This is a genomic window from Tritonibacter litoralis, assembly GCF_009496005.1.
Taxonomy (GTDB): domain Bacteria; phylum Pseudomonadota; class Alphaproteobacteria; order Rhodobacterales; family Rhodobacteraceae; genus Epibacterium; species Epibacterium litoralis.
Genome location: NZ_WIBF01000001.1, coordinates 95,463 through 119,877, shown reverse-complemented (window position 1 = coordinate 119,877; position 24,415 = coordinate 95,463). Strand labels below are relative to the sequence as shown.

General features: G+C 60.8%; 30 protein-coding genes. 7 read left to right on the top strand and 23 right to left on the bottom strand.

Annotated elements, in window-relative coordinates:
* Positions 1–55: 55 nt before the first annotated feature.
* The 6 genes from GFB49_RS00625 to GFB49_RS00600 form a co-directional block, all read right to left on the bottom strand.
* A complete protein-coding gene (locus GFB49_RS00625; RefSeq protein WP_153213873.1) occupies positions 56–1,216 on the bottom strand; it encodes a phage major capsid protein in 1,161 nt (386 codons plus the stop codon).
* On the bottom strand, positions 1,217–1,783 hold the full coding sequence (locus GFB49_RS00620) for an HK97 family phage prohead protease (RefSeq protein ID WP_153213872.1): 567 nt from the start codon (positions 1,781–1,783) through the stop codon (positions 1,217–1,219).
* Between the two features lie 23 nt (positions 1,784–1,806).
* Positions 1,807–2,022, bottom strand: coding sequence for a GTA head formation protein, RCAP_rcc01685 family (locus GFB49_RS00615; RefSeq protein ID WP_153213871.1), 216 nt, complete (start codon positions 2,020–2,022; stop codon positions 1,807–1,809).
* Positions 2,015–3,205, bottom strand: a complete 1,191-nt coding sequence (locus GFB49_RS00610; RefSeq protein ID WP_153213870.1) for a phage portal protein — start codon at positions 3,203–3,205, stop codon at positions 2,015–2,017. Before GFB49_RS00610 ends, GFB49_RS00615 begins: the two co-directional genes overlap by 8 nt.
* A gap of 199 nt (positions 3,206–3,404) precedes the next feature.
* Positions 3,405–4,769, bottom strand: coding sequence for a DNA-packaging protein (locus tag GFB49_RS00605; RefSeq protein ID WP_194269234.1), 1,365 nt, complete (start codon positions 4,767–4,769; stop codon positions 3,405–3,407).
* Positions 4,684–5,031, bottom strand: coding sequence for a recombinase (locus tag GFB49_RS00600; protein WP_153213869.1), 348 nt, complete (start codon positions 5,029–5,031; stop codon positions 4,684–4,686). Before GFB49_RS00600 ends, GFB49_RS00605 begins: the two co-directional genes overlap by 86 nt.
* 366 nt (positions 5,032–5,397) lie before the next feature.
* On the opposite strand from GFB49_RS00600, the gene GFB49_RS00595 reads away from it, so the two are divergent.
* Positions 5,398–5,835 (top strand): DoxX protein, encoded by a 438-nt coding sequence (locus GFB49_RS00595; RefSeq protein ID WP_153213868.1) that lies wholly within the window; start codon positions 5,398–5,400, stop codon positions 5,833–5,835.
* Between the two features lie 69 nt (positions 5,836–5,904).
* Here the strand turns inward: GFB49_RS00595 and GFB49_RS00590 are convergent, their stop codons facing one another.
* Positions 5,905–6,498, bottom strand: coding sequence for an NAD(P)H-dependent oxidoreductase (locus GFB49_RS00590; protein ID WP_153213867.1), 594 nt, complete (start codon positions 6,496–6,498; stop codon positions 5,905–5,907).
* A gap of 259 nt (positions 6,499–6,757) precedes the next feature.
* Between GFB49_RS00590 and GFB49_RS00585 the strand changes: the two genes are divergently transcribed.
* The 6 genes from GFB49_RS00585 to GFB49_RS00560 are packed head-to-tail and all read left to right on the top strand — an operon-like array spanning position 6,758 to position 11,977.
* The gene (locus GFB49_RS00585; protein ID WP_153213866.1) at positions 6,758–7,627 is read left to right on the top strand and encodes a phosphate/phosphite/phosphonate ABC transporter substrate-binding protein; all 870 of its coding nucleotides are present in this window, start codon (positions 6,758–6,760) and stop codon (positions 7,625–7,627) included.
* Positions 7,620–8,471: a phosphonate ABC transporter ATP-binding protein gene (locus tag GFB49_RS00580; RefSeq protein WP_343032424.1), complete on the top strand. Its 852-nt coding sequence runs from the start codon at positions 7,620–7,622 to the stop codon at positions 8,469–8,471. The genes GFB49_RS00585 and GFB49_RS00580 overlap by 8 nt, the downstream gene beginning before the upstream one ends.
* The gene (gene phnE, locus GFB49_RS00575; RefSeq protein ID WP_153213864.1) at positions 8,464–9,276 is read left to right on the top strand and encodes a phosphonate ABC transporter, permease protein PhnE; all 813 of its coding nucleotides are present in this window, start codon (positions 8,464–8,466) and stop codon (positions 9,274–9,276) included. Before GFB49_RS00580 ends, phnE (GFB49_RS00575) begins: the two co-directional genes overlap by 8 nt.
* Positions 9,273–9,917, top strand: coding sequence for a class I SAM-dependent methyltransferase (locus GFB49_RS00570; RefSeq protein WP_153213863.1), 645 nt, complete (start codon positions 9,273–9,275; stop codon positions 9,915–9,917). The genes phnE (GFB49_RS00575) and GFB49_RS00570 overlap by 4 nt, the downstream gene beginning before the upstream one ends.
* Before the next feature lie 2 nt (positions 9,918–9,919).
* Positions 9,920–11,128, top strand: coding sequence for an alpha-D-ribose 1-methylphosphonate 5-triphosphate diphosphatase (locus tag GFB49_RS00565; RefSeq protein ID WP_153213862.1), 1,209 nt, complete (start codon positions 9,920–9,922; stop codon positions 11,126–11,128).
* A gap of 33 nt (positions 11,129–11,161) precedes the next feature.
* Entirely contained in the window at positions 11,162–11,977 is an 816-nt protein-coding gene (locus GFB49_RS00560) for a sugar phosphate isomerase/epimerase family protein (RefSeq protein ID WP_153213861.1), read from the top strand.
* Here GFB49_RS00560 and GFB49_RS00555 read toward each other — a convergent pair whose 3' ends face one another.
* The 16 genes from GFB49_RS00555 to rpiB all read right to left on the bottom strand — a co-directional run bounded on the left by GFB49_RS00555 (position 11,978) and on the right by rpiB (position 24,411).
* Complete coding sequence (locus tag GFB49_RS00555) at positions 11,978–12,604, bottom strand: DapH/DapD/GlmU-related protein (protein ID WP_153213860.1); 627 nt, start codon at positions 12,602–12,604, stop codon at positions 11,978–11,980.
* Between the two features lie 24 nt (positions 12,605–12,628).
* Complete coding sequence (locus GFB49_RS00550) at positions 12,629–13,159, bottom strand: AAA family ATPase (RefSeq protein WP_153213859.1); 531 nt, start codon at positions 13,157–13,159, stop codon at positions 12,629–12,631.
* Positions 13,156–14,025, bottom strand: a complete 870-nt coding sequence (phnE, locus tag GFB49_RS00545) for a phosphonate ABC transporter, permease protein PhnE (RefSeq protein ID WP_153213858.1) — start codon at positions 14,023–14,025, stop codon at positions 13,156–13,158. The genes GFB49_RS00550 and phnE (GFB49_RS00545) overlap by 4 nt, the downstream gene beginning before the upstream one ends.
* Complete coding sequence (gene phnE / locus GFB49_RS00540; protein WP_246149561.1) at positions 14,022–14,969, bottom strand: phosphonate ABC transporter, permease protein PhnE; 948 nt, start codon at positions 14,967–14,969, stop codon at positions 14,022–14,024. Before phnE (GFB49_RS00540) ends, phnE (GFB49_RS00545) begins: the two co-directional genes overlap by 4 nt.
* Positions 14,970–15,050: 81 nt before the next feature.
* On the bottom strand, positions 15,051–15,971 hold the full coding sequence (gene phnD / locus GFB49_RS00535) for a phosphonate ABC transporter substrate-binding protein (protein ID WP_153213857.1): 921 nt from the start codon (positions 15,969–15,971) through the stop codon (positions 15,051–15,053).
* A 36-nt stretch (positions 15,972–16,007) separates the two neighbouring features.
* A complete protein-coding gene (gene phnC / locus GFB49_RS00530; protein WP_153214515.1) occupies positions 16,008–16,811 on the bottom strand; it encodes a phosphonate ABC transporter ATP-binding protein in 804 nt (267 codons plus the stop codon).
* 123 nt (positions 16,812–16,934) lie between these two features.
* Positions 16,935–18,119 (bottom strand): alpha-D-ribose 1-methylphosphonate 5-triphosphate diphosphatase, encoded by a 1,185-nt coding sequence (locus GFB49_RS00525; protein ID WP_153213856.1) that lies wholly within the window; start codon positions 18,117–18,119, stop codon positions 16,935–16,937.
* The gene (locus tag GFB49_RS00520; protein ID WP_153213855.1) at positions 18,106–18,825 is read right to left on the bottom strand and encodes a phosphonate C-P lyase system protein PhnL; all 720 of its coding nucleotides are present in this window, start codon (positions 18,823–18,825) and stop codon (positions 18,106–18,108) included. Before GFB49_RS00520 ends, GFB49_RS00525 begins: the two co-directional genes overlap by 14 nt.
* On the bottom strand, positions 18,822–19,619 hold the full coding sequence (locus GFB49_RS00515) for an ATP-binding cassette domain-containing protein (protein ID WP_153213854.1): 798 nt from the start codon (positions 19,617–19,619) through the stop codon (positions 18,822–18,824). Before GFB49_RS00515 ends, GFB49_RS00520 begins: the two co-directional genes overlap by 4 nt.
* Positions 19,616–20,536: an alpha-D-ribose 1-methylphosphonate 5-phosphate C-P-lyase PhnJ gene (locus GFB49_RS00510; RefSeq protein WP_153213853.1), complete on the bottom strand. Its 921-nt coding sequence runs from the start codon at positions 20,534–20,536 to the stop codon at positions 19,616–19,618. The genes GFB49_RS00515 and GFB49_RS00510 overlap by 4 nt, the downstream gene beginning before the upstream one ends.
* The gene (locus GFB49_RS00505) at positions 20,533–21,594 is read right to left on the bottom strand and encodes a carbon-phosphorus lyase complex subunit PhnI (RefSeq protein ID WP_153213852.1); all 1,062 of its coding nucleotides are present in this window, start codon (positions 21,592–21,594) and stop codon (positions 20,533–20,535) included. The genes GFB49_RS00510 and GFB49_RS00505 overlap by 4 nt, the downstream gene beginning before the upstream one ends.
* Positions 21,594–22,130, bottom strand: coding sequence for a phosphonate C-P lyase system protein PhnH (phnH, locus tag GFB49_RS00500; RefSeq protein ID WP_153213851.1), 537 nt, complete (start codon positions 22,128–22,130; stop codon positions 21,594–21,596). The genes GFB49_RS00505 and phnH overlap by 1 nt, the downstream gene beginning before the upstream one ends.
* Positions 22,130–22,564, bottom strand: a complete 435-nt coding sequence (locus GFB49_RS00495; protein ID WP_153213850.1) for a phosphonate C-P lyase system protein PhnG — start codon at positions 22,562–22,564, stop codon at positions 22,130–22,132. Before GFB49_RS00495 ends, phnH begins: the two co-directional genes overlap by 1 nt.
* Before the next feature lie 3 nt (positions 22,565–22,567).
* A complete protein-coding gene (gene phnF / locus GFB49_RS00490; protein ID WP_153213849.1) occupies positions 22,568–23,287 on the bottom strand; it encodes a phosphonate metabolism transcriptional regulator PhnF in 720 nt (239 codons plus the stop codon).
* Between the two features lie 132 nt (positions 23,288–23,419).
* Entirely contained in the window at positions 23,420–23,812 is a 393-nt protein-coding gene (locus GFB49_RS00485; RefSeq protein WP_153213848.1) for a carboxymuconolactone decarboxylase family protein, read from the bottom strand.
* A 158-nt stretch (positions 23,813–23,970) separates the two neighbouring features.
* Positions 23,971–24,411 (bottom strand): ribose 5-phosphate isomerase B, encoded by a 441-nt coding sequence (rpiB, locus tag GFB49_RS00480; protein WP_153213847.1) that lies wholly within the window; start codon positions 24,409–24,411, stop codon positions 23,971–23,973.
* Positions 24,412–24,415 lie beyond the last annotated feature (4 nt).

Genomic DNA, 24,415 nt, shown 5'->3' with positions numbered 1-24,415 from the left:
CGCCGACCGACGGGAACGGGCTGCCGCCCCCGTCATTCGAGACCTCGTCGTCGGATTACGAGGTGCCGAATTTCAAAAGCTTGATGGCCGCAAAATCACTGACATCGCCGCCAACCCGTTTGGTGGCATAAAACAGCACATGTGGCTTGGCGCTGAAGGGATCCCGCAGGACGCGCAGGTCTGGGCGTTCGGCAATGGTGTAGCCGGTGCCAAAATCCCCAAAGGCGATGGAATAGCTGTTGGAGGCAACATCCGGCATGTCTTCGGCAATCACCACCGGATAGCCCAGCAACAGCGCAGGCTCACCGGCCGCCAGCCCATCGGTCCACAGGAAACGGCCATCGCCATCCTTGAGCTTGCGCACAAGGCCTGCGGTTTTGGAATTCATGACAAAGGTGCCGTTGGCGCGATAGTCTGCCCCCAGCGCATAGACCAGGTCGATGATCGCATCCCCCCCATCCAGCGCGCCGTCCGTGCCGGTGACCACATAGCCGATATTGCCCCAGGTCCAGCTCTCATTGTCGACCACCGGGTGGGTCAGGAAACCGGTCGGCTTGTCGATCCCGTCGCCGTTCACAAAGGCTGCGGCCTCGGCGCGGGCAAAGGTGGTGGCGATGCGTCCCGCCAGCCAGGTCTCGATCTCAAAGGCACTGTCGTCCAGCAGACGTTGGGAGACCTTGGGCAGCGCCGACAGCTCGTGCAGCGGAATGGCGATCCGCTCGATGGTGCCGGTTGCGGTCTCGGTGGCCGTTGCGGTCTCGGACGCCCAGCCAGAGCCAAGTTCGGCGTGATCAACCAGCACGTCATAGGACGTGGCCTCCACATGAACCACCGCCGCGACAGACCGCAGCGAGGCCGAAGAGGCCAGAACCGCGTTCACGCTGTCCGAGGTCACCGGATCCACCAAATAGCCGCCATCAGTGTTCACCGCGGTCGACAACGCTTTGGTGTCGAATTCCAGGCCACGCAGATCGGCGTCATCGCCGGTGCGCAAATAGGTGTCAAACGCCTTTTGATGCGGGGCTTCTGCGTCGCAGCTTGTGGCCAATTGCGGGCGGGCAGCAGCGGTCGAGATTTGGCGGGTGGATCGGTCCAACATGGTCATACGCTCATCTTGTTGTTGCAGTTTGGATTTGACTTCGGCTTGCAAGTCGCTGATCTGGCTCACAAACCCCTCCAGCGCCTGCTGCAGGTCTGTCTCTGGTTCGGCACGCATTTACGGGGTCTCCTCGGTTGACTGGCGTTTCAGCTGCGCGGTGGCCTGACGCAGGGCAGCGGCCAGCGTGTTCAACTGGTTGGTCTTGGTCTTTGGGGCGGCCACCCGGGCCGAGGGCAACATGGGAAAGGTCACCAACGAGACCTCCCACAGATCCAGCGCCAACAGCTGGCGCGTGCCCGTTTCAGACCGCGCGGATTTTGTGGTGCGATAGCCGATCGACAGGCCATCAATCGCACCGGCCGCAATCAACGCAGCGGCCTCAGCGCCCTGGCGCGTCTCGGTCAGGAGGCGGCCTGAGACAAAGAGACCAGTCTGATCCTCGTGCAGCTCGTCCCAGACGCCGATGGGTTGGCTGGGATCATGTTGCCACAGCATTTTGACGCGACGGCCCTGCGCATTTAGACGCTCCAACGCTTCGGTATAGGCGCCGGGCATCACCTGATCGCCGCCCTGATCCACCTCGCCAAAGCGGGAGGCATAGCCTTGGATCCGCGCCCCCTCGGTCAAGGTGATCGGCGCAGGGTTTTCGGCAAATTTGACTTCTAAATTCGGATCAAACCGCATTCACTTCTCCCGTTAACCATCTGTTAAGGTGCAATAAGGAAAGACTGGAAGGCTTGCGCTAGGATGACTGCAGCCACGCCGTAAACCGTAAGCCACAGGCGTTTTTCCAGCCGTTCCATCATCATCTCGATCCGGTCCAGTCGACGGTTCAGCGCCTCGTGCTGGATCTGATAGATCCGCTCATGGGCGCTCAGACGCAGGCCCGGTGAACAATCAAATGGGAACGGGCCATCAGCCATCGGCCTGCTCCTGCATTTTTGCAGGCAAGCCGAGCATGTGACGTTTTTCGGCGTCGGTCAGGAAATCGGCCCCGGCGATGCGTCGCCACTGCGCTTCGCGTTCTGCGGCCAGGGCGGGCACTTGATCCAGATCCGGCGCAAGGGTCAGGGGCTGGCCCAGATGGGCCGACAGCCAATCTGACAGTTCTGCCATCACCCGCGCCGCTAGGGGCAAGACCGTCAACCGGTAAAAGGCGCGATTGGCCTCTTGGTAATTGGCATAAGTTGCATCCCCTTTGATCCCCATCAGCATTGGCGGCACCCCAAAGGCGAGCGCGATTTCGCGGGCGGCTGCGTCCTTGGTCTGCTGGAATTCCATATCTGAGGGGGAGAATCCCATGGGTTTCCAGTCCAGCCCCCCTTCCAGCACCATGGGCCGACCGGCATTGCGCGCGCCCTGGAAACTGTCGGCAATCTCATCCGAGAGGCGGCGGAATTGTTCCTCGCTCAGCGTTCCCAGCGCGTCGGTGCCCCGCCAGACCAAGGCCCCCGAGGGGCGCGCCGCATTGTCCAAAAGCGATTTGGACCAGCGAGAGGCGGCGTTATGAACATCCACCGACATCGCCGCCGCTTGCAAAGGCGACAGACCATAGTGATCATCCTGCGGGTGAAAGCTGCGGATGTGGCAGATCGGGCTGATGGCGGAATGCGCAAACCGGTGCTTGCGACCGCCAACCGCGTATTCATAGGCCTGTGGCCAGCCATCCGCGCCCGGCACCACCCGCATCCGGTCCGAACGCAGAACATGCAGTTCCGCGGGCAGACCTTCACCCCCTGCCGCCTCGATAAAAGCGTTGCCCGACAGCAGCAGATGGCCATAAAGCGCCTCAAGAAAGGCCGCACGGCCCTGGGCTGCATTGGGGCGGTTGATCAGCGCCAGCATCGGATGGGTGTCATAGCGGCGCGCCACATCCTGCAGCGTCACCGGCAGCGCGGCGGCGGCCTCGGCAATCAGTTTGACGGCGCGAAAGCCCACCGGATTGGCGACAAAGCCGGACCGCGTCAATGAGCCGGTGTCCCGCGGGCTCCAGGCGGCTTGGGTGCCTGCGGCCATATTCACCAGACGCGCGGCGGCGCTGGCCTTGGTCTCGGGCGCAGGATCTGGCGCAACAGTGTTTGGGCGGCGCAGGCGGTCAAACAGCATGGGCGGGCTCCTTGGTATCCGGGGTGGTATGCGGGGTGGCTCTGATCGTGGGAAACAGATTGCGCCATGCGTCCTAACAAGCTGATGCCGGGGCGTACGCCGGGGCGGCAACATCCGCTGCGAAACATCGTACAACCGCTTGATAAAACGACGAAACGGCCCGCAAAGGCAGGCCGTTTCAAGTGTTGCACGATGCCGGTTACAGGCTGCGCGCGCGGGGGCGGGCCATGTTTTGGGCAGGCTCCACCATCAGTTCAGTCAGGGCCCAGACCAGCGCATCCAGACGGTCGGGCGAGCCCTGCCCCTGATAGCCCTGCGGCGTCATCTGACACATCTGATCCTCCAACGCTTGCAACCCCGGCAGATGTCGCACGCGCCCCTGTTCATAAAGCGCGGCCACAGGTTCAGCGCGGGCTGATTTGCCATGCCGCGCATGGCGGGGTTTGAAGGGCACCAGCGCGTCGACCTGGCGCAGTACGGTTTCCACCAAAGCGCCGCCCTGGTTGACCTCGGCAATCACCCGGTCGGCGCCATGGGTGTGGTAGGCGGCAACCGTGGCTGTGGCCCATTCCAGCGGGCTGGCACCGCAGACCGTTTCATCCGCCAGCACAAAGGCACGCCAATCCGATGGCGGCCCTTCGGTCACCGCTCCCACCACCAGAATACCGCAAGCATCCGAGCGTTCATGATGGGACACCGCCGGATCCACCGCCACCACAATACGGCTGAGGCCGGGGGCCTGTTTCACCTGCGCGGCAATCAGCTGCGCTGAGCGCCACAGAGCCCCTTCGGCTTCGCCCAGCACCGCGCCTTCAAGCTCTTGCTGACCAAGCCGTGTGCCGCCGTAGCGGGCCTGGACCTCAGCCAGAAAAGAAGGCGCGAGGTTGGCCGCATTGGCGGATGTGGGCGCGCGGGTGGTCACGGTTGAGGGGCTTTGCAACAGCTGGCGCAGGATCTCAACATTGCGGGGGGTTGTGGTGACACAGACCTGAGGCTGGCTGCCCAGACGTAGGGCAAATTGCAGCATGTCCCAGGTGTCTTCGCCCTTTTTCCACTTGGCCAGCTCATCCGCCCAGGCGGCGTCGAACTGGGGTCCGCGCAGGGCTTCGGGATCATGGGCGGAAAAGGCCTGGGCCTCGGCCCCATTGGGCCAGACCAAACGCCGTTCGGACGCCTTCCAGACCGGGCGGCGGTCGGGGGGCGAACAGGCAAGGATACCGCTGTCGCCCCGGATCATCACATCGCGCACCTGATCATAGGTCTCTCCCACCAGGGCCACACGGGTGGCGCGGCCGGGGGCCAGCGCGGTGGGCCCTTCGACCTGAGCGCGCACCCATTCGGCGCCGGCGCGGGTTTTTCCAGCCCCGCGCCCACCCAGAATGACCCAGGCCCGCCAATCGCCCGGTGGCGGCAACTGGTGATCCATCGCCCAGAATGAAAACTCATAAGGCAGCGCGGCATAGGTTGCGCCTGTGAGTTCATTCAGAAATCGCGCTGCCCGGTAACGTGGCGCGCAGACGAGCCAGTCGGCTGTGGATCTCGGCGCGCACGGCTTCAAAGTCATAGGCGGGGGCGCTGTTGTGGGCGTCTGAGATGAGGGTGCTTCGGTCGACAAGGGTTTTCTCCACCTTTTGGCAATCACGGATCAGGGTTTCGAGCTTGTTGATCTGGGGTTTGACCCCGGCGGTTTCGGGGTTCACGGCGTCCTCGGCCCGGAGCTGTGCGCGTAGGGTTTCCGCCTCGTTTCGCAGCAAAAGTATGGAGTCATGCAGCGAGCGCAGGAGATCGGCGGTTTTGCCGATCAAGGTTTCAGGGGAGTGTTTCATGAGAAGGGTCAGGGTCCAATTCGGGCACGTCGCCGCGCCGAGATGACCCGTCCCGCCCCGTTTGGCATAACGGAAGCGGCTGCCATAGCATCTTACTGCAAAAACCTGCAAAAGTCAATATTTTCAATCGGATGACCGCGCGCCGCCCTAAGGTCAGGTTAAGGCTGCGTGCGCAGGTCCAGCAACGGGCAGGCCCTGCGTCGATCTGGTTCTAGTTCCTTTCAACGCAAAGCCTTCACGTTGCCGTGTGGCGTGTCGCTCTGCCCTGACGGGGAGGGTGTTTCGGCCTATCTCTGCGCCAAATGTTTCCCGTGCGGTGTCGTCTCCCCATGACCCGCCAAATTCACAAATTGACAAAGGTGTCTTATGCAAACCCTGACCCTCCCCCTGTCGCTGTTGATCATACGGCTGAGCGCTGCGACCTTCCTTGCGGCCTGGACCAGTCTGAAATTCCGCGTACCCCAAAGCTTTGAAGCGGTGTTTCACAAGTTCTACGGGCTGGATTTTGTGACCCAAGCGCTGGCGCCGGTTGTGGGCGGCCTGCAGATGTTGATTGTTCTGGCCTTTGCGATTGGGATTCTGCGCACCTATACCTATGCGGCGGTTTTGCTGATGCATGGGGTGGGCACCCTGGCGTCGCTCCCAAATATGTTGGATTACACCACCTATCCCAACCAGCTGATGCTGGCGGCGCTGCCGACATTGGGGGCATTGGTCGCCTTGTTCCTGCTGCGCGCCGAGGATCAGTTTTCCATCGACGGTCTACGCCACAAATCCCAGCCGCATCTGGCACCGGGCGCATAAACCGCCGCCCGCCATCCAAGGTGGCTCGCCCCTCAGGGGCGGGTTGCCGCACAGGCCTCTAACGGGCCTCTAACAGGGCTCCATCTGAGCCATCGAAAGCCCATGCTGGTAACAGCGCGCCAACAAGGCGTCCCGCCTTTCGGGGGAGCCTTCTGATCCAGCGAGCAGTTCAAGCCTGCGGGGGGAAAATCCAAAATAGCCAAAGGTCCCGGTGAGCCAGGCGCGGTTCAGCGCCTCCTCATAGCCGTTTGCCGTGATCCGGTTGGCACCTGCACCTGCGGGCACCAACAAAAGCCCCGGACGAGTGGGTTGCAGGGAGCGGTTGGGATCATCCAATTGGTCATAGGCCCATCCCCAGCTCCAGACCCGGTCGATCCAGCCTTTTGTCATGGCTGGCATGCCCCACCAGAACAGGGGAAACACCAGACAAATCGCATCGGCCCGCGCAATCCGCGCCTGCTCACGCTGCACATCCGCGGGTGGCGGCGTGGTGCCATCGGCCTCGGCATCTGCCATTGTCCAGCGGGGATCAAACCCTTCGGCGTTGAGATCCGCCCGCTCCACCTGATGACCCGCATCCAAAGCGCCGCGTTCAAAAACCTCAGCCACCGCTGCGCAAAAGGATTGAGGGTTTGGGTGATCGAATACGGTCAGAATATGCATGTGGTGTTTGTCCAAAGGGGTCCCCGGTGGCGTGACCCCGAGGAGAGGTTGCAAAAAATGCGGTAAAACCCGCCTTGGACCAGAGGGATAAAAGCTCAACCCTGGTTTAGGTCAAGACCGTTTTGCGCAACTCAAAGTCGCTGCGCGTTCCCAGATCCGCGCCAATTCACAAAAGCTTCGGTCGCAGGTCACGCAACCGTCATGAAGGCGTGGATTCATTCGCATGAATTTCACACCAAGGGAAATCCTGGAGGACCCCATGAAACTGAAGTCTTTTGTACTGGGCTTGGGCCTGGCCGCCGTATCTGCATTTGGTGCAGCTGCAGAAACCTGGAAACTGGCTGTCACCGACGTTGAAGGTCTGGAGCGCCTGCAGCTGGAATGGGGTCCGTTCAAAGAAGCACTGGAAAAGACCACCGGTGAGACGTTTGAATTCTTTGCCGTGAACTCCCGCACCGCAGCCGCCGAAGCGCTGCGCGCCAAGACCGTTGATTTTGTGGTCACAGGCCCTGCGGAATATGTTGTCATCAACAAACTGACCGACGCCACGCCGCTGGTTGGCCTGGGTCGTCCGGATTACCACTGTGCCATCGTTGTGCGCGCGGACAGCGGCATCAACGTGCCTGCGGATCTGAAAGGTAAAAAAGTGGCCTTTGGCGACATCGGCTCCACCTCGAACATGCTGTGCCCGATGCAGGCGCTGGCGGACCACGGTGTGGATCCGGTGAATGATCTGGAAAAGATCCACACCAGCCGCAACATCGCTCATGAAGCACTGAAGAACGGCGACATTGACGCGCTGGGCTCCAACGCAGGCAGCTGGCTGCGCGTGCGCAACAAAGAGACCGACCTGCCTTATGGGTTCTTCAAGATCATTGCGCGTTCTGGCGACCTGCCAAACGACATGATCATGGTGGGTGCTCATGTTCCAGCCGAGGCGGCAACTGCTGTTAAGACCTCCATCCTGGAAAACAAAGAGACCATCATCGCCGGTATCCTCGCCCATGAAGAAAACGACAAATACACTGGCATGGACCTCGTTTCCATCGACGACAGCGCCTATAACTATGTGCGCTCCATGTACACCACCGCGGGTTACCCGCAGTTCGATGACTTCATCGGTGACTGATCTGGTGGATGATAAGCCGGCAGCCCAGGGGTTGCCGGATCAGACCGGAGCGCAGCGCGCTCCGGTTTTGACACATGTGCAGGGCACGCCAAATGCAACCGTGCCCCTGCATGACATCAGCGTCGAAGGGCTGAGCAAGACCTTTGGCGACACAGCGATTTTTTCGGACGTGAATTTCCGCCTGCTGCGCGGCGAGGCGGTGGCCTTGGTCGGCGCAAATGGCACGGGCAAGTCGACCTTGTTGCGCTGCCTGCTGGGGCTGATCCCCGCCAGCGGTGGCACGGTCGAGGTTCTGGGCCACCGCATTACCGGCGCGCGGGCGCGGGATCTGCGACACCTGCGGGCACGCACCGGGCTGGTGGCGCAAAAACACAATCTGGTGCCGCGTCTTTCGGTTCTGTCCAATGTGATCCATGGGCTGTTGGGCGCACACAGCGGCCCGCGGTTTTGGTCACAAAGCTTTGCCCCGCCAACCGCCCGTGCCGCCGCGATGCAGGCGTTGACCCAAGTGGGACTGGCCCATCTGGCGGATCGCCGTGCAGATCGCCTGTCTGGCGGCCAATCTCAGCGGGTGGCCATCGCCCGTGCGCTGGTGGCCAATCCCCAAGTGTTGATTGCGGACGAGCCCTGCGCCTCGCTGGATCCGGCTGCAGGTGAAGAGGTCATGGCGCTGTTTTTCAAACTGGTGCGCGAACAGGGCGTGACCGTGGTCTTTACCTCGCATCACATCGATCACGCGCTGGATTACGGCGACCGGGTGATTGGTCTGGCCGAAGGCCGGCTGGCGCTGGATGCCACCGCCGCGTCGCTCACTTCTACAGATCTCAGAGGGCTTTATGACTGATACACCTGTCGCCGCACCGTCGCGGTTTGAACGCCCCTCTGTCCTGACTTTTCTGGGCTATGCGCTGGGTTTGATCATTCTGGTCTGGGCCTTTCAGGGGGCTGGGTTCTCGCTGGAGAAAGTGATGACCTCGCCGCCACGGTTTGCCGATTTTATGTCCCGCGCCTTTCCGCCCAATCTGGAACCCAAAGTGCTGGAACGGCTGGGTTGGAAGATGGTTGAAACCCTCCAGATCGCCTTTGCGGGGGCGGTGATGGGGGTGATCCTGTCGTTGCCCGTTGCCCTGCTGGCCGCGCGGGGATTGATTGCCGGGGCCTGGATCAACGGGATTGTGCGCAATATCCTCGGCTTTATTCGCGCGGTGCCGGATATCGCCTGGGCGCTGGTCTTTGTGGTGGCGGTGGGGCTTGGCCCTTTTGCCGGTACATTGGCGATTATGATCGACACCATCGGCTTTTGTGGCCGGTTTTTTGCCGACGACATGGAGGCCGTAGACAAAGGTCCATCTGAGGCGCTGACCGCCACCGGCGCGCGGCGTCTGGACATTACCGCCTGCGCCACCCTACCCGCCTCGGCCCCGGCCTTTGTGTCAACCGCGCTTTATGCGCTGGAGAAGGCGGTGCGCTCGTCGACCATTCTGGGCCTTGTCGGCGCGGGTGGCATCGGAATCGAGCTGAAGGTCGGCTTTGACCTCTTTGACTATCCCACCGCGATGACCGTGATTTTGATGATTGCTGTTGTTGTCATCGCCATTGAGGCGCTCAGCACTTGGGCGCGTAAAACCATTATCGGAGAGCAGAGATGAAAACGGACACCGCCGATCAGCATTGGAACGAACAATGGTCCAAGGATGAGGTCGAGGCCAAATGGCTGACACCCGAAGAGGATGTGATGGTCTGGGCCGCCACGCTGGAGGACGGCGCGCATATTTTGGATCTGGGCGCAGGCGTGGGCCGCCATGCCATTTGGCTGGCACATCAGGGGTTTCAGGTGGACGCGCTGGATGCCGCCCCCGAAGGGCTGGCCGAGATTGACAAGGCAGGCGGCGTGGAAAGCCATCTGGGGCGCATGGACGCCCTGCCCTTTGACGATGCAAGCTTTGACCATATCGTCAGCTGGAATGTGATCTATCACGGGGATGAGGACATTCTGCTGCGCACCATTGCCGAAATCCGGCGTGTGTTGAAACCCGGCGGCACCTATCTGGGCACCATGCTGTCCAAACGCCGCCTGCCCCATGAACAGGCCAAGGCCAAGGGTCATGAGATCAGCCGCAACACCTGGGTGTTTGAAACGGACTCCACTGACAAAAAACATCCACATTACTACTGTACAGCTGCGGAACTTCTGGCGCTTTTTTCCGGGTTTGAGGTGCAGTGGCTGGAAGACCGTGAGCATGAAAAGCCCGGATCCTATCACTGGCACCTACAGATGGAGCGTCTTTGACGATGATAATGACTTTTGAAGGCGCGCGTGTTGTTCTGGGGGACGAGATTGTCGAAACCTCTGTGACCGTCGCCGATGGCCAGATTGTCGAAGTAGGCGGCAAGCCCCAAGGCGATGTGATTGATGCCCGTGGTCAGATGCTGGCGCCTGCGTTGATTGACGTCCACGGCGATGCCTTTGAACGGCAGCTGATGCCACGGCCCGGCGTTTACTTCCCGCTGGAGACGGCCGTTCTGGACACCGACCGGCAGTTGGCCACCAATGGGATTGCCACCGCATACCATGCCATCACCCTCAGCTGGGAGCCGGGATTGCGCGATGTTGCCCGTGGGCGTGAGCTGATGGAGGCGATGCTGGCGCTGACCCCACGGCTGACGGTGGAAAACCGCGTACAGCTCAGGTGGGAGACCTTTGCCTTTGAAGCGCTTGAGACCATGGAATGGGCGCTGGGCACGGATCTGAAACCCTCTGTGGCGTTTAACGATCATACCTCGATGACCATGCGGGCCTATGATGTGGCGATCCAGGATCGCGCATTTGAACTGGGTCCGGATTTCACCATCGCCGCGCTGGATGATGACCGTATGAAAGCGCGCACCGCCAAAAAGGCGCAACGCGCAGGCATTTCGGATGATGACTATCGCGCCTTGCTGGGCAAGGTCTGGGAGCTCCGCAGCGAGGTGCCCAAGGTGATCGGTCAGGTGGCCGAGATGGGCCGCAAAGCCGCGGCTCCGATGCTGAGCCATGATGACACCCGAGCCGAGACCCGCGCGTTCTTTCGTGAACTGGGCTCTAACGTGTCTGAATTTCCCATGGTTCTGGACGCTGCTGAAGCGGCGCGCAATGCGGGCGATCTGATCATCTTTGGCGCGCCCAATGCAACCCGCGGCGGCAGCCATATCGGCTCCCTTGGTGCAGGCGACATGGTCGAGGCCGGCCTGTGTGATGCGCTGGCGTCTGATTATTTTTACCCGGCGATGCTGGCCGCGGTTGCGCGGCTGGATCACGAGCGGCGCGCCGATCGTGCGCGTCTGTGGTCACTGGTCTCATCCGGACCTGCACGCGCCATGGGGCTGACAGATCGTGGAGAGATTGCGCCCGGCAAACGCGCCGATTTGGTGCTGGTTGACTGGCCCGCGGGCCATGCCCCCGCCATCACCGGCACCTGGGTGTCTGGGCGCTGCGCCTATCGGGGAACACCACGTGGCTAAACCATAGATATTTTCGACAAAGGACCATCCCTCATGACCCCGCTGAAAATCGGCGCCTGCCTGAAATCCTGCCAGATCACCCATCACCGGGACTGGCTGTTTGACGCTGACCGTGACATTGAAATTCAGGACTTCATGTCCCACACCGCCCTGACCGAAGAGCGCCATGATCGGATCGAGGCGGTCAAAACCGCGTTGCGGGGGCATCAGGGACGCGTGGGCATCCACGGCCCTTTTGAGGGGCTGGACATCGACAACAAGGACGCGGAATTGCGCCCGCTAATCACCAAACGCTTTTTGCTAGCCGTCGAAGCGGCGGCGGCAATTGGCGCGCGCCAGATGGTTCTGCATTCGCCTTATACACTGTGGTATCAGAACAATGTGCTGGCCTCTCCTGATTATGCCGAGGACAAGCTGGGGCGCATTCATCAGGTGCTGGCCCCGGTGGTCAAACAGGCCGAGGTCGAAGGCGTGACGCTGGTGATTGAAAACATCATGGATGTGGATCCCGCCACCCGCCGGATGATGGTGGACAGCTTTGCCTCCCCTGCGATTGCCCTGTCGATTGACACGGGCCACGCGCATCTGGCACGCCGCATGTCTGGTGCACCGCCCGTGGATTATTTTGTCCGCGACGCAGGTGCACAGCTGTCCCATGTCCACCTGCAGGATCTGGATGGCCACGCCGACCGCCACTGGGCACCCGGCGAAGGGGAAATCCACTGGACCGAGGTGTTCCGCGCCCTGGGGGAATGCCCCAACAATCCACATCTGGTGTTGGAGCTGCGCAACAACCGCGACATCCCCAAGGGCTTTGGCTATTTGCAGTCCCTTGGGGTGGCCTGCTGATCAGCGGTACTTTTCGATAAAGGCATCAATTTCAAGGGCGCGGATGTCTGGCAGCGCGGCCTTGTATTTCTCCCGGCTCCAGTCCCAGACGGCGATCTCTTGCAAGGCATCCGCCTGCGCATCCGTGAAACGGCGTTTGATCTCGCGCGCGGGCACGCCGCCCACCACGGTGTAGGGCGCGACGTCGCGGGTCACAACGGCCCCGGCCCCGATCACAGCGCCTGCGCCGATGGTGACGCCAGCGGTCACGGTGACCCCATGGCCGATCCAGACATCATGGCCGATGGTCACCCAGTTTTCCCGCCGCCAGTCAAAGAAGTCATGATCGTCTTCACCCAGCCCATAAGCCTCGGCACGATAGACAGAGTGATGCTGGACCGCGCGCCATGTGGGGTGGTTGCCGGGGTTGATACGGGTGGCATTGGCAATCGAACAGAACTTGCCAATGGTGGTCCAGACCACATGGCAGTGTTGGGTGATATAGGAGTAATCCCCCATCTCAGAGGACTTCATCTGCGTGCCCTTCCCGACCTCAGTCCAGATGCCCAGTTTGCAGTCTGTGACACTGGCCTCGGGATGGATGGTGGGGGTCTCGCTCAGGTGGTTTTTGGATCCGGCGCCGCTCATGTCTTTCTGTCCTTTGGCTGGGATTTACGGAGAGATCTCCGCGATAAAGCGGTTGATCTGTTTGAAACTGGTCAGATGGCATTTTGGGATCTGCGCCTGTTCAAACAGCGCGCGTTTCTTGCCTTGGCTGGGGCGATGGATACGGATGATGAACCACAAAAAGCCCGGCAGATTGGCAAGCTGTTCCGGGCAACCGTCCTGCATGTCAGGGCGGGTTTGCCCGCGGTCCTTCACCGTCCTGCGTAAAACCCGCAAGAGGCGCACCACCAACGGGGCATCCACCCAGATCAACAGATCCGCCCGCGCCAGCCGTTTGGCATAGCTGGTAGAGTGCCCACCTTCGAACACCCATTTGGGCTGGGCAATGATGCGCTCAACGATGGGCATTTTTTCGGCCTTGTCGCGTTCCTGCCAGCCCGGCAGCCAGTGAACCTCGCGGTCCATGTGAAAGACCGGCAGATCCAGCGCCGCGCCCAGACGGCGGGCCAAGGTGCTCTTGCCTGAGCCCGGCCCGCCGATGATCATGATGCGCTTGGCATCCTTGATGTTGGTCATTTTGCTCCGTCCCAGGTTCCGATGATCTTGGACCGGATTAAACCTGAGAGAGAGTCGATGATATAGACCATGGCGATGATCAAAAAGATGATTGACCAAGCTTCGGCCCATTTATAGGCGGCGATCCGGTCTGACAGCAAAAACCCGATACCACCTGCGCCGACGATTCCCAGGATGGTGCCGGACCGCACATTGGATTCAAACTGGTAGAGCAGGATTGACAGCATGACCGGGTTCACCTGGGGTGCGATGCCAAAGCGGATTTCCTGCAGGCGCGAGCCGCCCGAAGCCTTGACCCCTTCGACCGGTTTGCGAGAGGTGTTTTCGATCGCCTCGGAAAACAGTTTGGCAAAGGTTCCGATTTCGGACACGGCAATCGCCAGGATCCCGGCCAAGGGGCCCAGTCCAAAGGCACGGATGAAGATCAGCGCCAGGATCAGGGTTTCAAAGGCGCGGATCACGTCATAACCGCGGCGCACCCCTAGGCGGAAAAAATTCAACCGGTTGATGTTGCGCGCGCCCAGAAAGGACAACGGAAACGCGATGGTTGCGCCCAGGATTGTGCCCATAAAGGCGATGGAGAGCGTCTCTCCCAGACCTTTGAGGATCTCGGAAAACTCTTCCCATGTGGTCCAGATGTAAGGCGGGAACATGAAGGACAAGACATCGCCCAACCGGCCCAGACCCATCCAGATCCGCCAGGGGCTGAAGTTGAATGCCCAGAAGCAATATCCCATCAGCGCCGCAAAGACCCCCCAGCCGATATAGCGGAGCAAGCGCTGGTTCAGGGGTTCCGAAAACGCACCGGGCACACGGGCGCGGGCGTCTGCGATGTCTTGGTCCGAAATCTTTGTGGACGCGCTCATGATTTGTCCTCCAGGCCGATGATTTTGTGGCGGATTTTCTCTGACCCAAAGTCGATCAGGATCACGGTCACAAGGATGATGAGGAACAGGGCCGACAGGTCGGTATATTCCTGAAAGCTCATTGCGGTGCGAAACTCCTGCCCCAGACCACCAGCGCCGACGTAGCCGATGATTGAAGACGAGCGGACGTTGATTTCAAACCGCAGCAGAGTATAGCTGATGATGTTGGGCAGCACCTGCGGCACGGCCCCGTATCGGATCTGGTCAAACCAGCTACCGCCTGCCGCTTTCACCCCTTCCAAGGGGCGCATGTCGATGTTTTCATTCACTTCGGAGTAAAGCTTGCCCAAAGCGCCGCAGGAATGGAGCGCGATGGCCAGAACACCGGCCAGAGGACCAACCGAAAAGCAAAAGACAAAGATCAGCGCCCAGACCAGATCCGGCACGGTGCGTGCAATCTCCAGATAACGGCGGCTGATCCACAAAACCCAGCCGTTGGGGGCCAGATTGCGCGCTGCTGGGAAGGACAGCAAAAAACCTCCAATGACGCCAAAAACAGTGGCCATAAAGGCAATCAGGATGGTTTCCAGCAGCAGTTTCAGCCAGATCTGCCAGCGCCAGAACCATTCGCCAAAATCGGCACCAAAGCTGTCCCAGCGCAGCGTGGGAAATGTCTGTGACAGGTAATCACCCAGGCGCGGAATGCCCGCCGGGATGATCCAGCGCCAGTCGCGCGATCCATCCGGCAGGGTTACTTGCGTAACCTTAAAGAAATCGCCCATCCAGGAGGCGGCGGCAAAGGCCAGGGCAAAGATCACTGTGCCCACCAACCACGACCGGCGCGCGGCGCGGCGTTTGGCGGCATAGTCGCGTTCAAACTGGCTGAGGGGGGCGCTGTCAGTCAGCGCGGCTCCGCCCGCAGCAGGGTCAGCCATGAGGGTCATGGGGGCCTCGTCGTTTTGGGGTCGTTGGACACAAAAGAAAGGGCGCGGCAGGCGCGCCCTTTTTGAGGTTTGCGTGGGGGCTTAGGAACCCGCGCGGCGCTGTTCCTTGATCCAGGCGCGCATGTCGACGATCCACTGGTAACGCTCTGCGTCAACACGCTGGAAGCCAACCTTTGGGTTTTCGTCTTCGGGGTCAAAAGAGGAATAGAGCTTGAAGCCTTCCTCATCCTCGGCCGCGAATTTTTCCAACGCAACGGTCACGTCTTCGATCATGCCTTCTGGCAGGTTCTTGCGGAAGGTCCAGGGACCGGTGGTGATTTCAGGGCTTTGCCAGATCTTGCAGATTTGGCCCGGCTCGATCATGCCTTTGGCTTCCATACGCTGATAGATGCCGTTGACTTCGTTGTTCTGATAGGTCGACGCGGTGTCAAAGGTGCCGTTGTACACGCCTTGCACGTCTGCCTCGTGGCTGCCGCCAAAGGTTACGGTGCCAAAATGCTCTTCTGGCTTGAACCCTTCTTTGTTGACCATGTTCCAGTAAGGAACCGCATAGCCGGAAGTGGAGTCAGGGTCGGCAAAGGCGTGAACCTTGCCCTTGGCATCTTCCAGCGATTTGATGCCGCTGTCGCAACGGGTCACAACGATGGAGTAATAGCCGGTGGTGCCGTCTTTTTTGACGTCGGTCAGGGTTGGGACCACACCGCCGTCTGTGGCCGTATACGCCGCCGCATAAGACGAGGAACCCAGACGCGCGATTTCGATCTGATCCGCTGCGAGAGCCTGGATCACACCGTCATAGTTGCCAGCGGTGAAGATCTCGACTTGGATGCCCAGTTCATTTTCCAGGAACTCTTCCAGCGGGGTGTAACGCGCGATGCGGTCTTTTTCGTTCTCGCCCGACAGAACGCCGAATTTCAGAACCTGATATTGGTCTTTCCAACCTTCAGCCAGTGCCGGGGTTGCAACGAGGGCCGCAAGAGCGGCTGCAGTGATGAAACGCATGTGGAACTCTCCCTGTTCGCGTTTAGTCGGTAATCGTTAAGCAGGAACGGCGCTGCGCACGGCGGTGGAGGTCACGGCGGCGTTGAAATCGCGCAGACCTTCGATGCCGTAGATGTCGCGCACCACATCATCGGTCAGCTGCGCCGCGGTGCCGTCAAAAAAGACGCGGCCCTGACGCATGGCGATAATGCGGTCGCAATAGGCGCGGGCTGTGTCGAGCGTGTGCAGGTTCACCAGAACAGTGATGCCGTCTTCGCGGTTGATGGTTTTCAACCCATCCATCACCAATGTGGCATTGGCGGGATCGAGCGAGGCGATGGGTTCATCCGCAAGCATGATGCGCGGCTGTTGCACCAGGGCCTTGGCAATGGCGACGCGCTGTTGCTGCCCCCCGGACAGGGTGCCTGCGCGCTGCAGAGCCTGTGGCACCAGATCCAAACGGTCCAGCGCGCGAATGGCCATGGCGCGTTCTTCATCGGTGAATTGCATCGCCATAGACGACAAGAAACTGTGTTCCGCCAGACGCCCGATCAGGACATTGGTCAGAACATCCAGACGGTCAACCAGGTTGAACTGTTGAAAGATCATCGCGCAATCACGCCGCCATTGGCGCAGCGCCTTACCTTTAAGCGCGGTGACTTCGGTCTCTCCAAACGAAATCGACCCCGAAGTGGGGTCGATCAAACGGTTCAAAAGACGCAGCATGGTGGATTTACCGGCGCCGGATCGGCCAATCACGCCGACAAACTGGCCCGGCTCAATCGAGAGCGAGACATTGTCGACGGCGTAGGTCTCGCCAAACTGGCGGGAGACATTTGTCAAAGTCAGGGCTGAGGTCATCTCGGTGGCTCCCAATCGATTCATTCGAATGTTTAGCCGAGAGATACGCGCCTCAGATGACGCAGCGCCGACAGGTGCGTGACGATCCGGCGATGCTTTTGCAACAGTCCGGTAACACGCCCGTTACTTGGCCGCCGCCACGGCAGCCTGTTGAACCTGTGGCAGCTGGCCTGTGGTATGGACCAGACGACCCGCGCAAAAGGTGGCGATGACGCGGGCAAACGGCTGGCGCTGCACCACGGCGATATCGGCCCGCAGACCCACCGCAATTTGGCCCCGATCCGTCAGCCCAAGCGCCCGCGCCGGGTTGGACGAAATCAGTGCCACAGCCCCTGCCAGACCTTTGGGATCTGTTTCGGACAGCGCCATCACCGCAGCCAGCATGGCCGCCGGGTGGTAATCTGCGGCCAGAATATGCAACAGCCCCTTGGCATGGGCTTCTCGCGCCGAGAGATTGCCGGAATAGCTTTTGCCGCGCATCGCATTGGGGGCGCCCATTGCCGTCAACATGCCCCGGCTGGTTGCAACCTCGGCGGCCTCAAAGGTCACCGGGAACTCGCTGATGACCGCGCCAATGTCGGCCATCAGATTGGTCTTGTCCCGCGTGTCATCGTCATGGCTGGCCAGCGCCACGCCGTTTTGACGGCACAGATCCGACACTGCCTGCAGATTGGCCAGAATGACCTCTTGGGGCCGTGAGCCCTGGGCGATGCGGGTGGTGACGCGCTGGCGAGCGTCAACCTCGGACAGGCCCTCGTTTTTGGCGATATTGCGGATGTAGCGTTCCACATCGCGGTATTGCCCCTGCCCCGGCGTGTGATCCATGACTGAAACCAGGTCAACCTGACCATCGCGGATCAGATCGGCCAGCACCTCAACCGCGTTGTCAAAGGTGATATCAAATCGCGCGTGGATGCGGTGGTCGATGCTGCAGGTGTCGCGCAACGCGTGGAGGTCACGGATTGTGCCGCTGGTGTGTTCAAACGAGCGTCGCTCACCAAAGGCGGCCCCGCGCGAAAAGCTGACGGAGGCATAGGCCGTTGTCACCCCGGCTGCGGCCAGACGGGTGTCCAAATGGGGCAGCGCGACTTCCATCGGGAAATCGACACCGGGGCGGGGTTCCAGCTCCACCTCGATCATGTCGCCATGCATGTCGATAAAGCCGGGCATCACCAAAGCGCCGTGACAGGCGATCCCGTCGGCCACCGGCTGGTCGCGGATCTCCGCAATCACACCGTTTTCAATCGCCAGCGCGCCACGGGGGATCACCCGGTCGGGCAGGACAAGAGAGACATCAGACAACCACATCTTGGCGTTCCTCGATCTGAGAGGTTTCAGGGGTCAGGTCGATCACGCGGTCGATCAGATCGGCCACATCATCGGGGTGGTGAAAGACACCAATCATCGCGGTGCCATTTGATTTCAGCTCGGCCAGCCGCGCCACCAAGGCCGCGCGCGCTCCGACGTCCAGCGAAGCGGTGGGCTCATCCAGCAAGAGCAGTTTCTGCGGCAGGATCAGCGCACGGGCCAGGTTGACCTTTTGCTGTTCGCCGCCGGAAAATGTGGTGGGATAGGCGCGCCACAGGCTTTCCTTGACCCCAAAGGCGGCCAGCCAGTGGCGGGCTTCGTCCAATGCGTCCTGAGCCGAGCGCCCGGCCAATCGCAAGGGTTCGGCCACCAACGCCTCGGCCGAGACACGCGGGCGCGCGGTCAGGAACTGGGTGACAAAGCCAATTTCAGTGCGCCGCAAGAGCGCCAGATCCACATCCGCCGCGCGCAACAGATCAATCACGCCGTGGTGTGAATGAAACAGCGCCTGACCGGATTGGGCCAGATAGGTGCGATAAAGCGTGCGCAGCAAGGTGGATTTTCCCGCGCCGTTTTTCCCTTTGAGCAGAAGGAACTCACCTGCGCGCAGGTCAAAGGACACATCCGAAAATGCCGCAAACTGGCTGTCCAGATGATGCATGGTGAAGCCTTTGGACAGGCTTTGGACCTCAAGAACGACACTCATAGCTTTGCGTGCACCAATTGTTGCGTATAGGGGTGTTGCGGATCCTGGAAAATCTGGTCCACCAGGCCGGCTTCAACCACCTGCCCCCGGCGCATGACCATAACGCGGTCGGCCAGAGTGCGGATGACGCCGAGGTCGTGGGAGACCAGAACCATGGTGATCTGCCGCTCTTGTTGCAAACGTTTAAGCGTATCCAGCACCAAAGCCTGCACGCTGACGTCCAATCCGGTGGTCGGCTCATCCAGCAGCAGCAGCGCGGGCTCCAGCGCGATCGCCTTGGCCAGTTGGACCCGCTGCTGCATCCCGCCCGAAAGCTCGCGCGGCGGTGCGTCCAGCCGGTCCAGCGGAAATTCAGATGCAGCCAGCGCGTCCATGGCCTTGGCCCGCAGGGTGGCAAAGCGGCGCTCACCTGCGACCAGCAAACGTTCGGCCACATTGCCGGAACTGGAATGGCCCATCAGCAGCCCCAGATGCGGGTTCTGATAGACAATGCCAATCCGTTTGGCACAAAGCATCCGGCGTTCAAACCGGTCCAGATCAAACAGATTGCCGGTGACCTCGGGCAGATCCAGCGTATAGGTTCCGTTGTCCGGGATCTCCTCCAGGTTCATCATCCGCAATAGCGTGGATTTGCCGGACCCGCTTTCGCCGACAATGCCAAGAACCTCACCGGCATAGACGGTGGCCGAGACGTCCTGAACGGCGGTCACCGGACCATAGGTTTTGTTGACGCCCCGGATCTGCAACAGAGGCTGCGCCGTCACCAGCTGTGGCGCGTTTTGAGCCAGCGTCATGGGGTGTCCTCCATCTGGCCGTTCTGATACCAGGTCTCGCCCCTCGCATCCGGTTCACCCTGTGCGGTGCGGATGTGTTTGACACCATATTCACTGTCCGAGATTTCATGCAGCGCGCTGCCATCGGGTTGCGGGATTTCGTTCATGAAAAACCCCTCTGCCCCAGAGCGGTAACAGGTCAGCTGCCCGTGCTCTTCGACACGATACGGCACATCGTCAAAGACCAGCGGTTCGACGCGGGTAAAGGGCGGCACTGCAAAGATACGCTTTTCCCGCCCGGCTGACAGGATGGTCAGATGTTTGGCCATATGAAGTTTCGGCACATCCCAGCGGGGAATGGGCGATGGTGTCATCACGTGGCGGCCATTGACCATCGAGGGGTAGCTGGCCCCTTGCATCACCCGACCGGACCGCACAATCTGTTCATAAAGCTGCAGCCACATGCGCCCGTAATCCGCATCACCGTGCATCTGGCGGGCGATGGACATATTGGGTTCAACGGGGCGCAGGGGTTCCGGGTTGGGCACCTGCAGGACCAAGATCTGATCGGCGCGCAGCTTTTCCTCGGGGATGCGGTGGCGGGACTGGATCAGATCGGCGTCCAGCGTATCAAGCGTGGTGGGCGCGCCGGACACACGGGCCAGAAACCGCCGGATCGAGGCGGCATTGACGCTGTCATCGGCCCCTTGATCGATGACCTTGACCCGCGTTTTCGGGTTGATCAGCGTCAGCGATACCTGCAAGCCGCCCGTGCCCCAGCCCCGCGCCATCGGCACCTCACGACTGGCATAGGGCATCTGGCATCCGGGCACCGCCACCGCCTTGAGCATCTTGCGGCGCAACTCGCGTTTGGCCGATGGATCCAGAAACCCATAGCTCATCGGCTCCCAGGGTTTGGTGAGTGAGGACAGGCTCATGTGGCTGGCTCCTCTTGCTTGGAATTGGCGTTTTTGGAATTGGCATCACGCATCGCATCAAGCGATGACTGAAAGGTCACGTAATGCGGCAGTTTGAAGTGGATGCAGAAGCCTGAGCTTTCGACCCCTTCGGTGTGATAGAGGTAGAACTCCTCCTCGGTCGCTGACCCTTTTTCAGCGCCAGCACTGTTCAGATCCAGCGTAGCAGCCGCGATGCATTTCACCTCGTTCCACCCCAGTGTCGCAGCAAAACCAAGCTGCAGCTTGTCACCGGATTTCGACACCACCTCGGCCTGCGACACCTTTACCCGCCCTGCCGAAAACACGGTGCCTTTGGGGTGTTTGACCATCACCTCCGCCTCGGCCAGGCGCAGTTCGTTGACGGTGGGATGCGCCTTCCCATAGCCGCGCATGGCCGCATAGCCCAAAGCGAGCGTGCTGCCGGTTTCAGCCCGTGCGAGGCTTTGCAGGGAATGGGCGCGTTTGGCCGGAAACAGCAGCGGCTCGCGGGTGATGTCGGGAATGTCTTCGGGCGCGGTTGTATCCGGTTCTGGCAGGTCCACCAGATCATTGGCCGCCTGCCAATGCGCGACCGAGGGCTGTTTGGCCGGTGCGGGCGTTTCCGCAGGCTCCACAGCGGCGGGGGTATAGGGTGTGCCGGTCAGAACTTCAGTGGCCAGTAATCGGTGGGCGTAATCCAAGGTCGGCCCCAGAACCTGCCCGCCCGGAATATCCTTGAACGCGGCTGAAATCCGGCGATGGGTCACCAGATCCTCTTGTGCAACAGGCTCGGCCACTTGCAAACGCGGCTGTGTGGTTCGCCAGGCGCGCAACAGCAACACCGCCTCATAAAGCTCGCCACCAGTCTGCGCCAGCGCCAGCGCGGCAATGTCAGGGTCATAAAGCGAGGCTTCGCCCATGACCCGGTCCACCAGATAAGGCATGGCACGGCGGATTTCTTCCACACGGGCTGCGTCGATCTCGCCCATTTCGGCGCGAAACAACCGTTCCGCCTGATCAATGGCGCGTTCGCCGCCCCGTGTCGCAACATAGGCCATCAGAACACCTCAACCATTGTGGAGCGCGGGATGCCCATCACATCCGCACCGTCCAGCAGAAATAGATCAAACCCCATCGGATACCGGATCAGGTCGCGCCGTGCGGACCAGAACTCATTGGGCAGTCCCGTGATTGTGACATCCAACGTGGTTTCAATGCCGGGCCCGCTGAGCCGCAGAGTCTGGGCCTGGCTCTGGGACAGACCCGCCTGTATCACCACAGTTGCGCCGTCATCGGGGTAAAGATCGCTGCCAAGCGACAGCAGATTCAGAAGGGCCAGATCGCTTAGCGCGCCCAGAAACAGGTGATCGGCCTCTTGCGGCTCCACCATCAGCGCGCCGGTCTGGCGCAGCATTGCCCCAAGGCCGGGGTCCGCACTGAACACTCGACATTCCCGGTCGATCAGCGCCTGGATGATTTCTGCTTCGCCTGGTGCTGCCAGCCTGTGGATCTGTCCAGGGCGGCTGAGCGCGCCCAAAAGTGCTGCAAAGTTTTGATTGGCGCGGGTCTCATCCGGCGTTGGGATGGGCTGCATCAGAAGGTCTCCATATCCACACGGGTGGCTTCGATCCGACATAGGGTTTCGTGATCCTCGGCCTGTTGCCGCGCCTGCTGATCCGCCAGAAACGCTTGGCACTGCGCAACTGCGATGCCTGCATCCAGCGCCAGATCCACCAGCGCCATGGCCATCGCAGCCTCAAGATCGCGATCCCGGCGCATGCCATATCCCTGATGGTCGCCACATTTCACATGGGCTTCGCTGACCAGCACCTCGCCTAGATGAAACGCGGTGCCCTGAGCCGTGTCGCGCATGGGCAACATCACCAGACCGGTGCGGCTTTGCAGAACCTCAAGCGGCCCAAGCAAAGGCAAAAGGGTTTCAGCAAAAGCTTTAATCTGATCTGACGCGCTGCGGGCAAGCACCGACAGAACCACGTCATGGGACCATTGCGGTGTGGCTCCATCCATTGCCTAATCCTCGATCCCGATGGTGAATTTCACCCGCACGGCGGACCAGATCACCTGTTTGAAGCTGATCGGCGTGCCATCCACCAAAGTGTCAATCGCGCGCACTACCATAACCGGCGTATGCGGATGCTGTTTCAGCTGCTTGGCCTCATGGGGGCGCGCAATCCGGCTGTGCAGCGTGGTTTCGCCCCGCAGGTAGTCATCAATGCCATAGGTCTTGTACGTGTCGGTCACCGAGCCCAGCACATCGCTGCGGCTGGTGAAATCCGGGAAACGTTCCGCATCGTGATAGGAGGTTCCGAAATTGATCGGCAGACCATTGGCCAAGGACATGCGGCGGTTCTCGACCACAGGTGCCCCTTCGACCAGGTTCAGCGCTTCGGCCACACGGCGGCGGGCCGGTACGATCTCGGCTCCCAAAAGCTCCCGCGCGATCTGAACCTCTGCGCCCTGCCCCTGCAGATTGCGACGCAAGCGAGTGCGTTTGCCGATGGTATATTCCAGTAGCGGGCCAGACTCGACAAAAGTTCCGCGCCCCTGTTCGACACTCAAGGAGCCTTCACGGGCCAGCTCGGCCACCGCACGGCGGACCGAGTGTCGCCCAGCCCCGTATTTATCCACCAATTCGGGTTCCGTGGGCAGGCGGTCACCTGGTTGCAAAACACCGGTTGAAATGTCATGAGCAATTGCATCCCGCACATGACGCCATTTTTCTTTGAGCATAGTTCACCATTCATTCGAATGAATGCAGGCTATGACGCTGGGGTAACAGGTGGATGACACCGGATTGAAAGTTTTGCCAAAGCCTGCGCCCGCGCGCGCCCATATGTCAGCCGCGCGAATTGGGCACAGAGCTCAGGCAGATGGGTGCGCGGCAAAGACCTCCTTGGCGATGAACAACCCGTTCAGGGCCGCCGGAAACCCGGCGTAGACCGCCATCTGCATCAGGGTCTCGGTAATCTCTTCGCGGGTCAGGCCCACGTTCAATCCGGCCTCGATATGGATCCGCAGCTGAGGTCCTGCGGTGCCCATCGCCGTCAGCGCCGCAATAGTGGCCAGCTCCCGATCCCGGTGGCTGAGCCCCGGACGGCTGTAGATATCGCCAAAGGGAAATTCAAAAAGATAGGTGGCAAAATCCGGTGCGATATCTGCCAGCGCATCGATCACCCGCTGACCTGCCTCGCCGTCAATTTCGGCCAATGCGCGTTTGCCCCGCTCCAGCCGGGTTTTATTCAAAGTATCTGTCATATTGCGTCCTTTCCTGTCGCGGCATTCTGGCCGCGGATTGCTGACGCTTTGACCGGTAACGGGGTGGAGCGGCTTCAGGTCAAACAAAATCGCCCAACAAAAAAGACCCCGCATGCGGAGAACATGCAGAGCCTCAATAATCAGCGAGCTGTGGGCGCTTAGCCTTCGATCATATCCACACGGGTGGCGTGGCGGCCGCCTTCAAACTCGGCCCCTAGGAAGGCATCGACGATTTCCATCGCCAGGCTTTCGCCAACCACACGCGCGCCGATGGACAGGATCTGTGCGTTGTTGTGCTCGCGGATCATCCTGGCCGAGAACGGATCGGCGCAGACCCCGCAGCGGATGCCGGGCACTTTGTTGGCGGCCATCATGATGCCTTGGCCTGTGCCGCACAGGATAATGCCCAGATCCGCCTCACCGGCGGCCACATGTTCCGCGGCCGCTTTGCCGTGGATTGGGTAATGGGTGCTTTCGGGGGTTTTCGGGCCAATATCTGTGACCGTATGGCCCAGGCTTTCGGCGTGTTTGGCAATGGCTTGGCGCAGCTCAATCGCGGCGTGGTCGCTGGAGAGGACGATGCGTTTTGGGTTGCTCATGGGC

Bases quoted from the DNA above. Each gene is read 5' to 3' on its own strand.
- GFB49_RS00625 (WP_153213873.1), bottom strand. From the start codon at position 1,216: ATGCGTGCCGAACCAGAGACAGACCTGCAGCAGGCGCTGGAGGGGTTT.
- GFB49_RS00620 (WP_153213872.1), bottom strand. From the start codon at position 1,783: ATGCGGTTTGATCCGAATTTAGAAGTCAAATTTGCCGAAAACCCTGCG.
- GFB49_RS00615 (WP_153213871.1), bottom strand. From the start codon at position 2,022: ATGGCTGATGGCCCGTTCCCATTTGATTGTTCACCGGGCCTGCGTCTG.
- GFB49_RS00610 (WP_153213870.1), bottom strand. From the start codon at position 3,205: ATGCTGTTTGACCGCCTGCGCCGCCCAAACACTGTTGCGCCAGATCCT.
- GFB49_RS00605 (WP_194269234.1), bottom strand. From the start codon at position 4,769: ATGACTTTGAAGCCGTGCGCGCCGAGATCCACAGCCGACTGGCTCGTC.
- GFB49_RS00600 (WP_153213869.1), bottom strand. From the start codon at position 5,031: ATGAAACACTCCCCTGAAACCTTGATCGGCAAAACCGCCGATCTCCTG.
- GFB49_RS00595 (WP_153213868.1), top strand. From the start codon at position 5,398: ATGCAAACCCTGACCCTCCCCCTGTCGCTGTTGATCATACGGCTGAGC.
- GFB49_RS00590 (WP_153213867.1), bottom strand. From the start codon at position 6,498: ATGCATATTCTGACCGTATTCGATCACCCAAACCCTCAATCCTTTTGC.
- GFB49_RS00585 (WP_153213866.1), top strand. From the start codon at position 6,758: ATGAAACTGAAGTCTTTTGTACTGGGCTTGGGCCTGGCCGCCGTATCT.
- phnE (WP_153213864.1), top strand. From the start codon at position 8,464: ATGACTGATACACCTGTCGCCGCACCGTCGCGGTTTGAACGCCCCTCT.
- GFB49_RS00570 (WP_153213863.1), top strand. From the start codon at position 9,273: ATGAAAACGGACACCGCCGATCAGCATTGGAACGAACAATGGTCCAAG.
- GFB49_RS00565 (WP_153213862.1), top strand. From the start codon at position 9,920: ATGATAATGACTTTTGAAGGCGCGCGTGTTGTTCTGGGGGACGAGATT.
- GFB49_RS00560 (WP_153213861.1), top strand. From the start codon at position 11,162: ATGACCCCGCTGAAAATCGGCGCCTGCCTGAAATCCTGCCAGATCACC.
- GFB49_RS00555 (WP_153213860.1), bottom strand. From the start codon at position 12,604: ATGAGCGGCGCCGGATCCAAAAACCACCTGAGCGAGACCCCCACCATC.
- GFB49_RS00550 (WP_153213859.1), bottom strand. From the start codon at position 13,159: ATGACCAACATCAAGGATGCCAAGCGCATCATGATCATCGGCGGGCCG.
- phnE (WP_153213858.1), bottom strand. From the start codon at position 14,025: ATGAGCGCGTCCACAAAGATTTCGGACCAAGACATCGCAGACGCCCGC.
- phnE (WP_246149561.1), bottom strand. From the start codon at position 14,969: ATGACCCTCATGGCTGACCCTGCTGCGGGCGGAGCCGCGCTGACTGAC.
- phnD (WP_153213857.1), bottom strand. From the start codon at position 15,971: ATGCGTTTCATCACTGCAGCCGCTCTTGCGGCCCTCGTTGCAACCCCG.
- phnC (WP_153214515.1), bottom strand. From the start codon at position 16,811: ATGACCTCAGCCCTGACTTTGACAAATGTCTCCCGCCAGTTTGGCGAG.
- GFB49_RS00525 (WP_153213856.1), bottom strand. From the start codon at position 18,119: ATGTGGTTGTCTGATGTCTCTCTTGTCCTGCCCGACCGGGTGATCCCC.
- GFB49_RS00520 (WP_153213855.1), bottom strand. From the start codon at position 18,825: ATGAGTGTCGTTCTTGAGGTCCAAAGCCTGTCCAAAGGCTTCACCATG.
- GFB49_RS00515 (WP_153213854.1), bottom strand. From the start codon at position 19,619: ATGACGCTGGCTCAAAACGCGCCACAGCTGGTGACGGCGCAGCCTCTG.
- GFB49_RS00510 (WP_153213853.1), bottom strand. From the start codon at position 20,536: ATGAGCCTGTCCTCACTCACCAAACCCTGGGAGCCGATGAGCTATGGG.
- GFB49_RS00505 (WP_153213852.1), bottom strand. From the start codon at position 21,594: ATGGCCTATGTTGCGACACGGGGCGGCGAACGCGCCATTGATCAGGCG.
- phnH (WP_153213851.1), bottom strand. From the start codon at position 22,130: ATGCAGCCCATCCCAACGCCGGATGAGACCCGCGCCAATCAAAACTTT.
- GFB49_RS00495 (WP_153213850.1), bottom strand. From the start codon at position 22,564: ATGGATGGAGCCACACCGCAATGGTCCCATGACGTGGTTCTGTCGGTG.
- phnF (WP_153213849.1), bottom strand. From the start codon at position 23,287: ATGCTCAAAGAAAAATGGCGTCATGTGCGGGATGCAATTGCTCATGAC.
- GFB49_RS00485 (WP_153213848.1), bottom strand. From the start codon at position 23,812: ATGACAGATACTTTGAATAAAACCCGGCTGGAGCGGGGCAAACGCGCA.
- rpiB (WP_153213847.1), bottom strand. From the start codon at position 24,411: ATGAGCAACCCAAAACGCATCGTCCTCTCCAGCGACCACGCCGCGATT.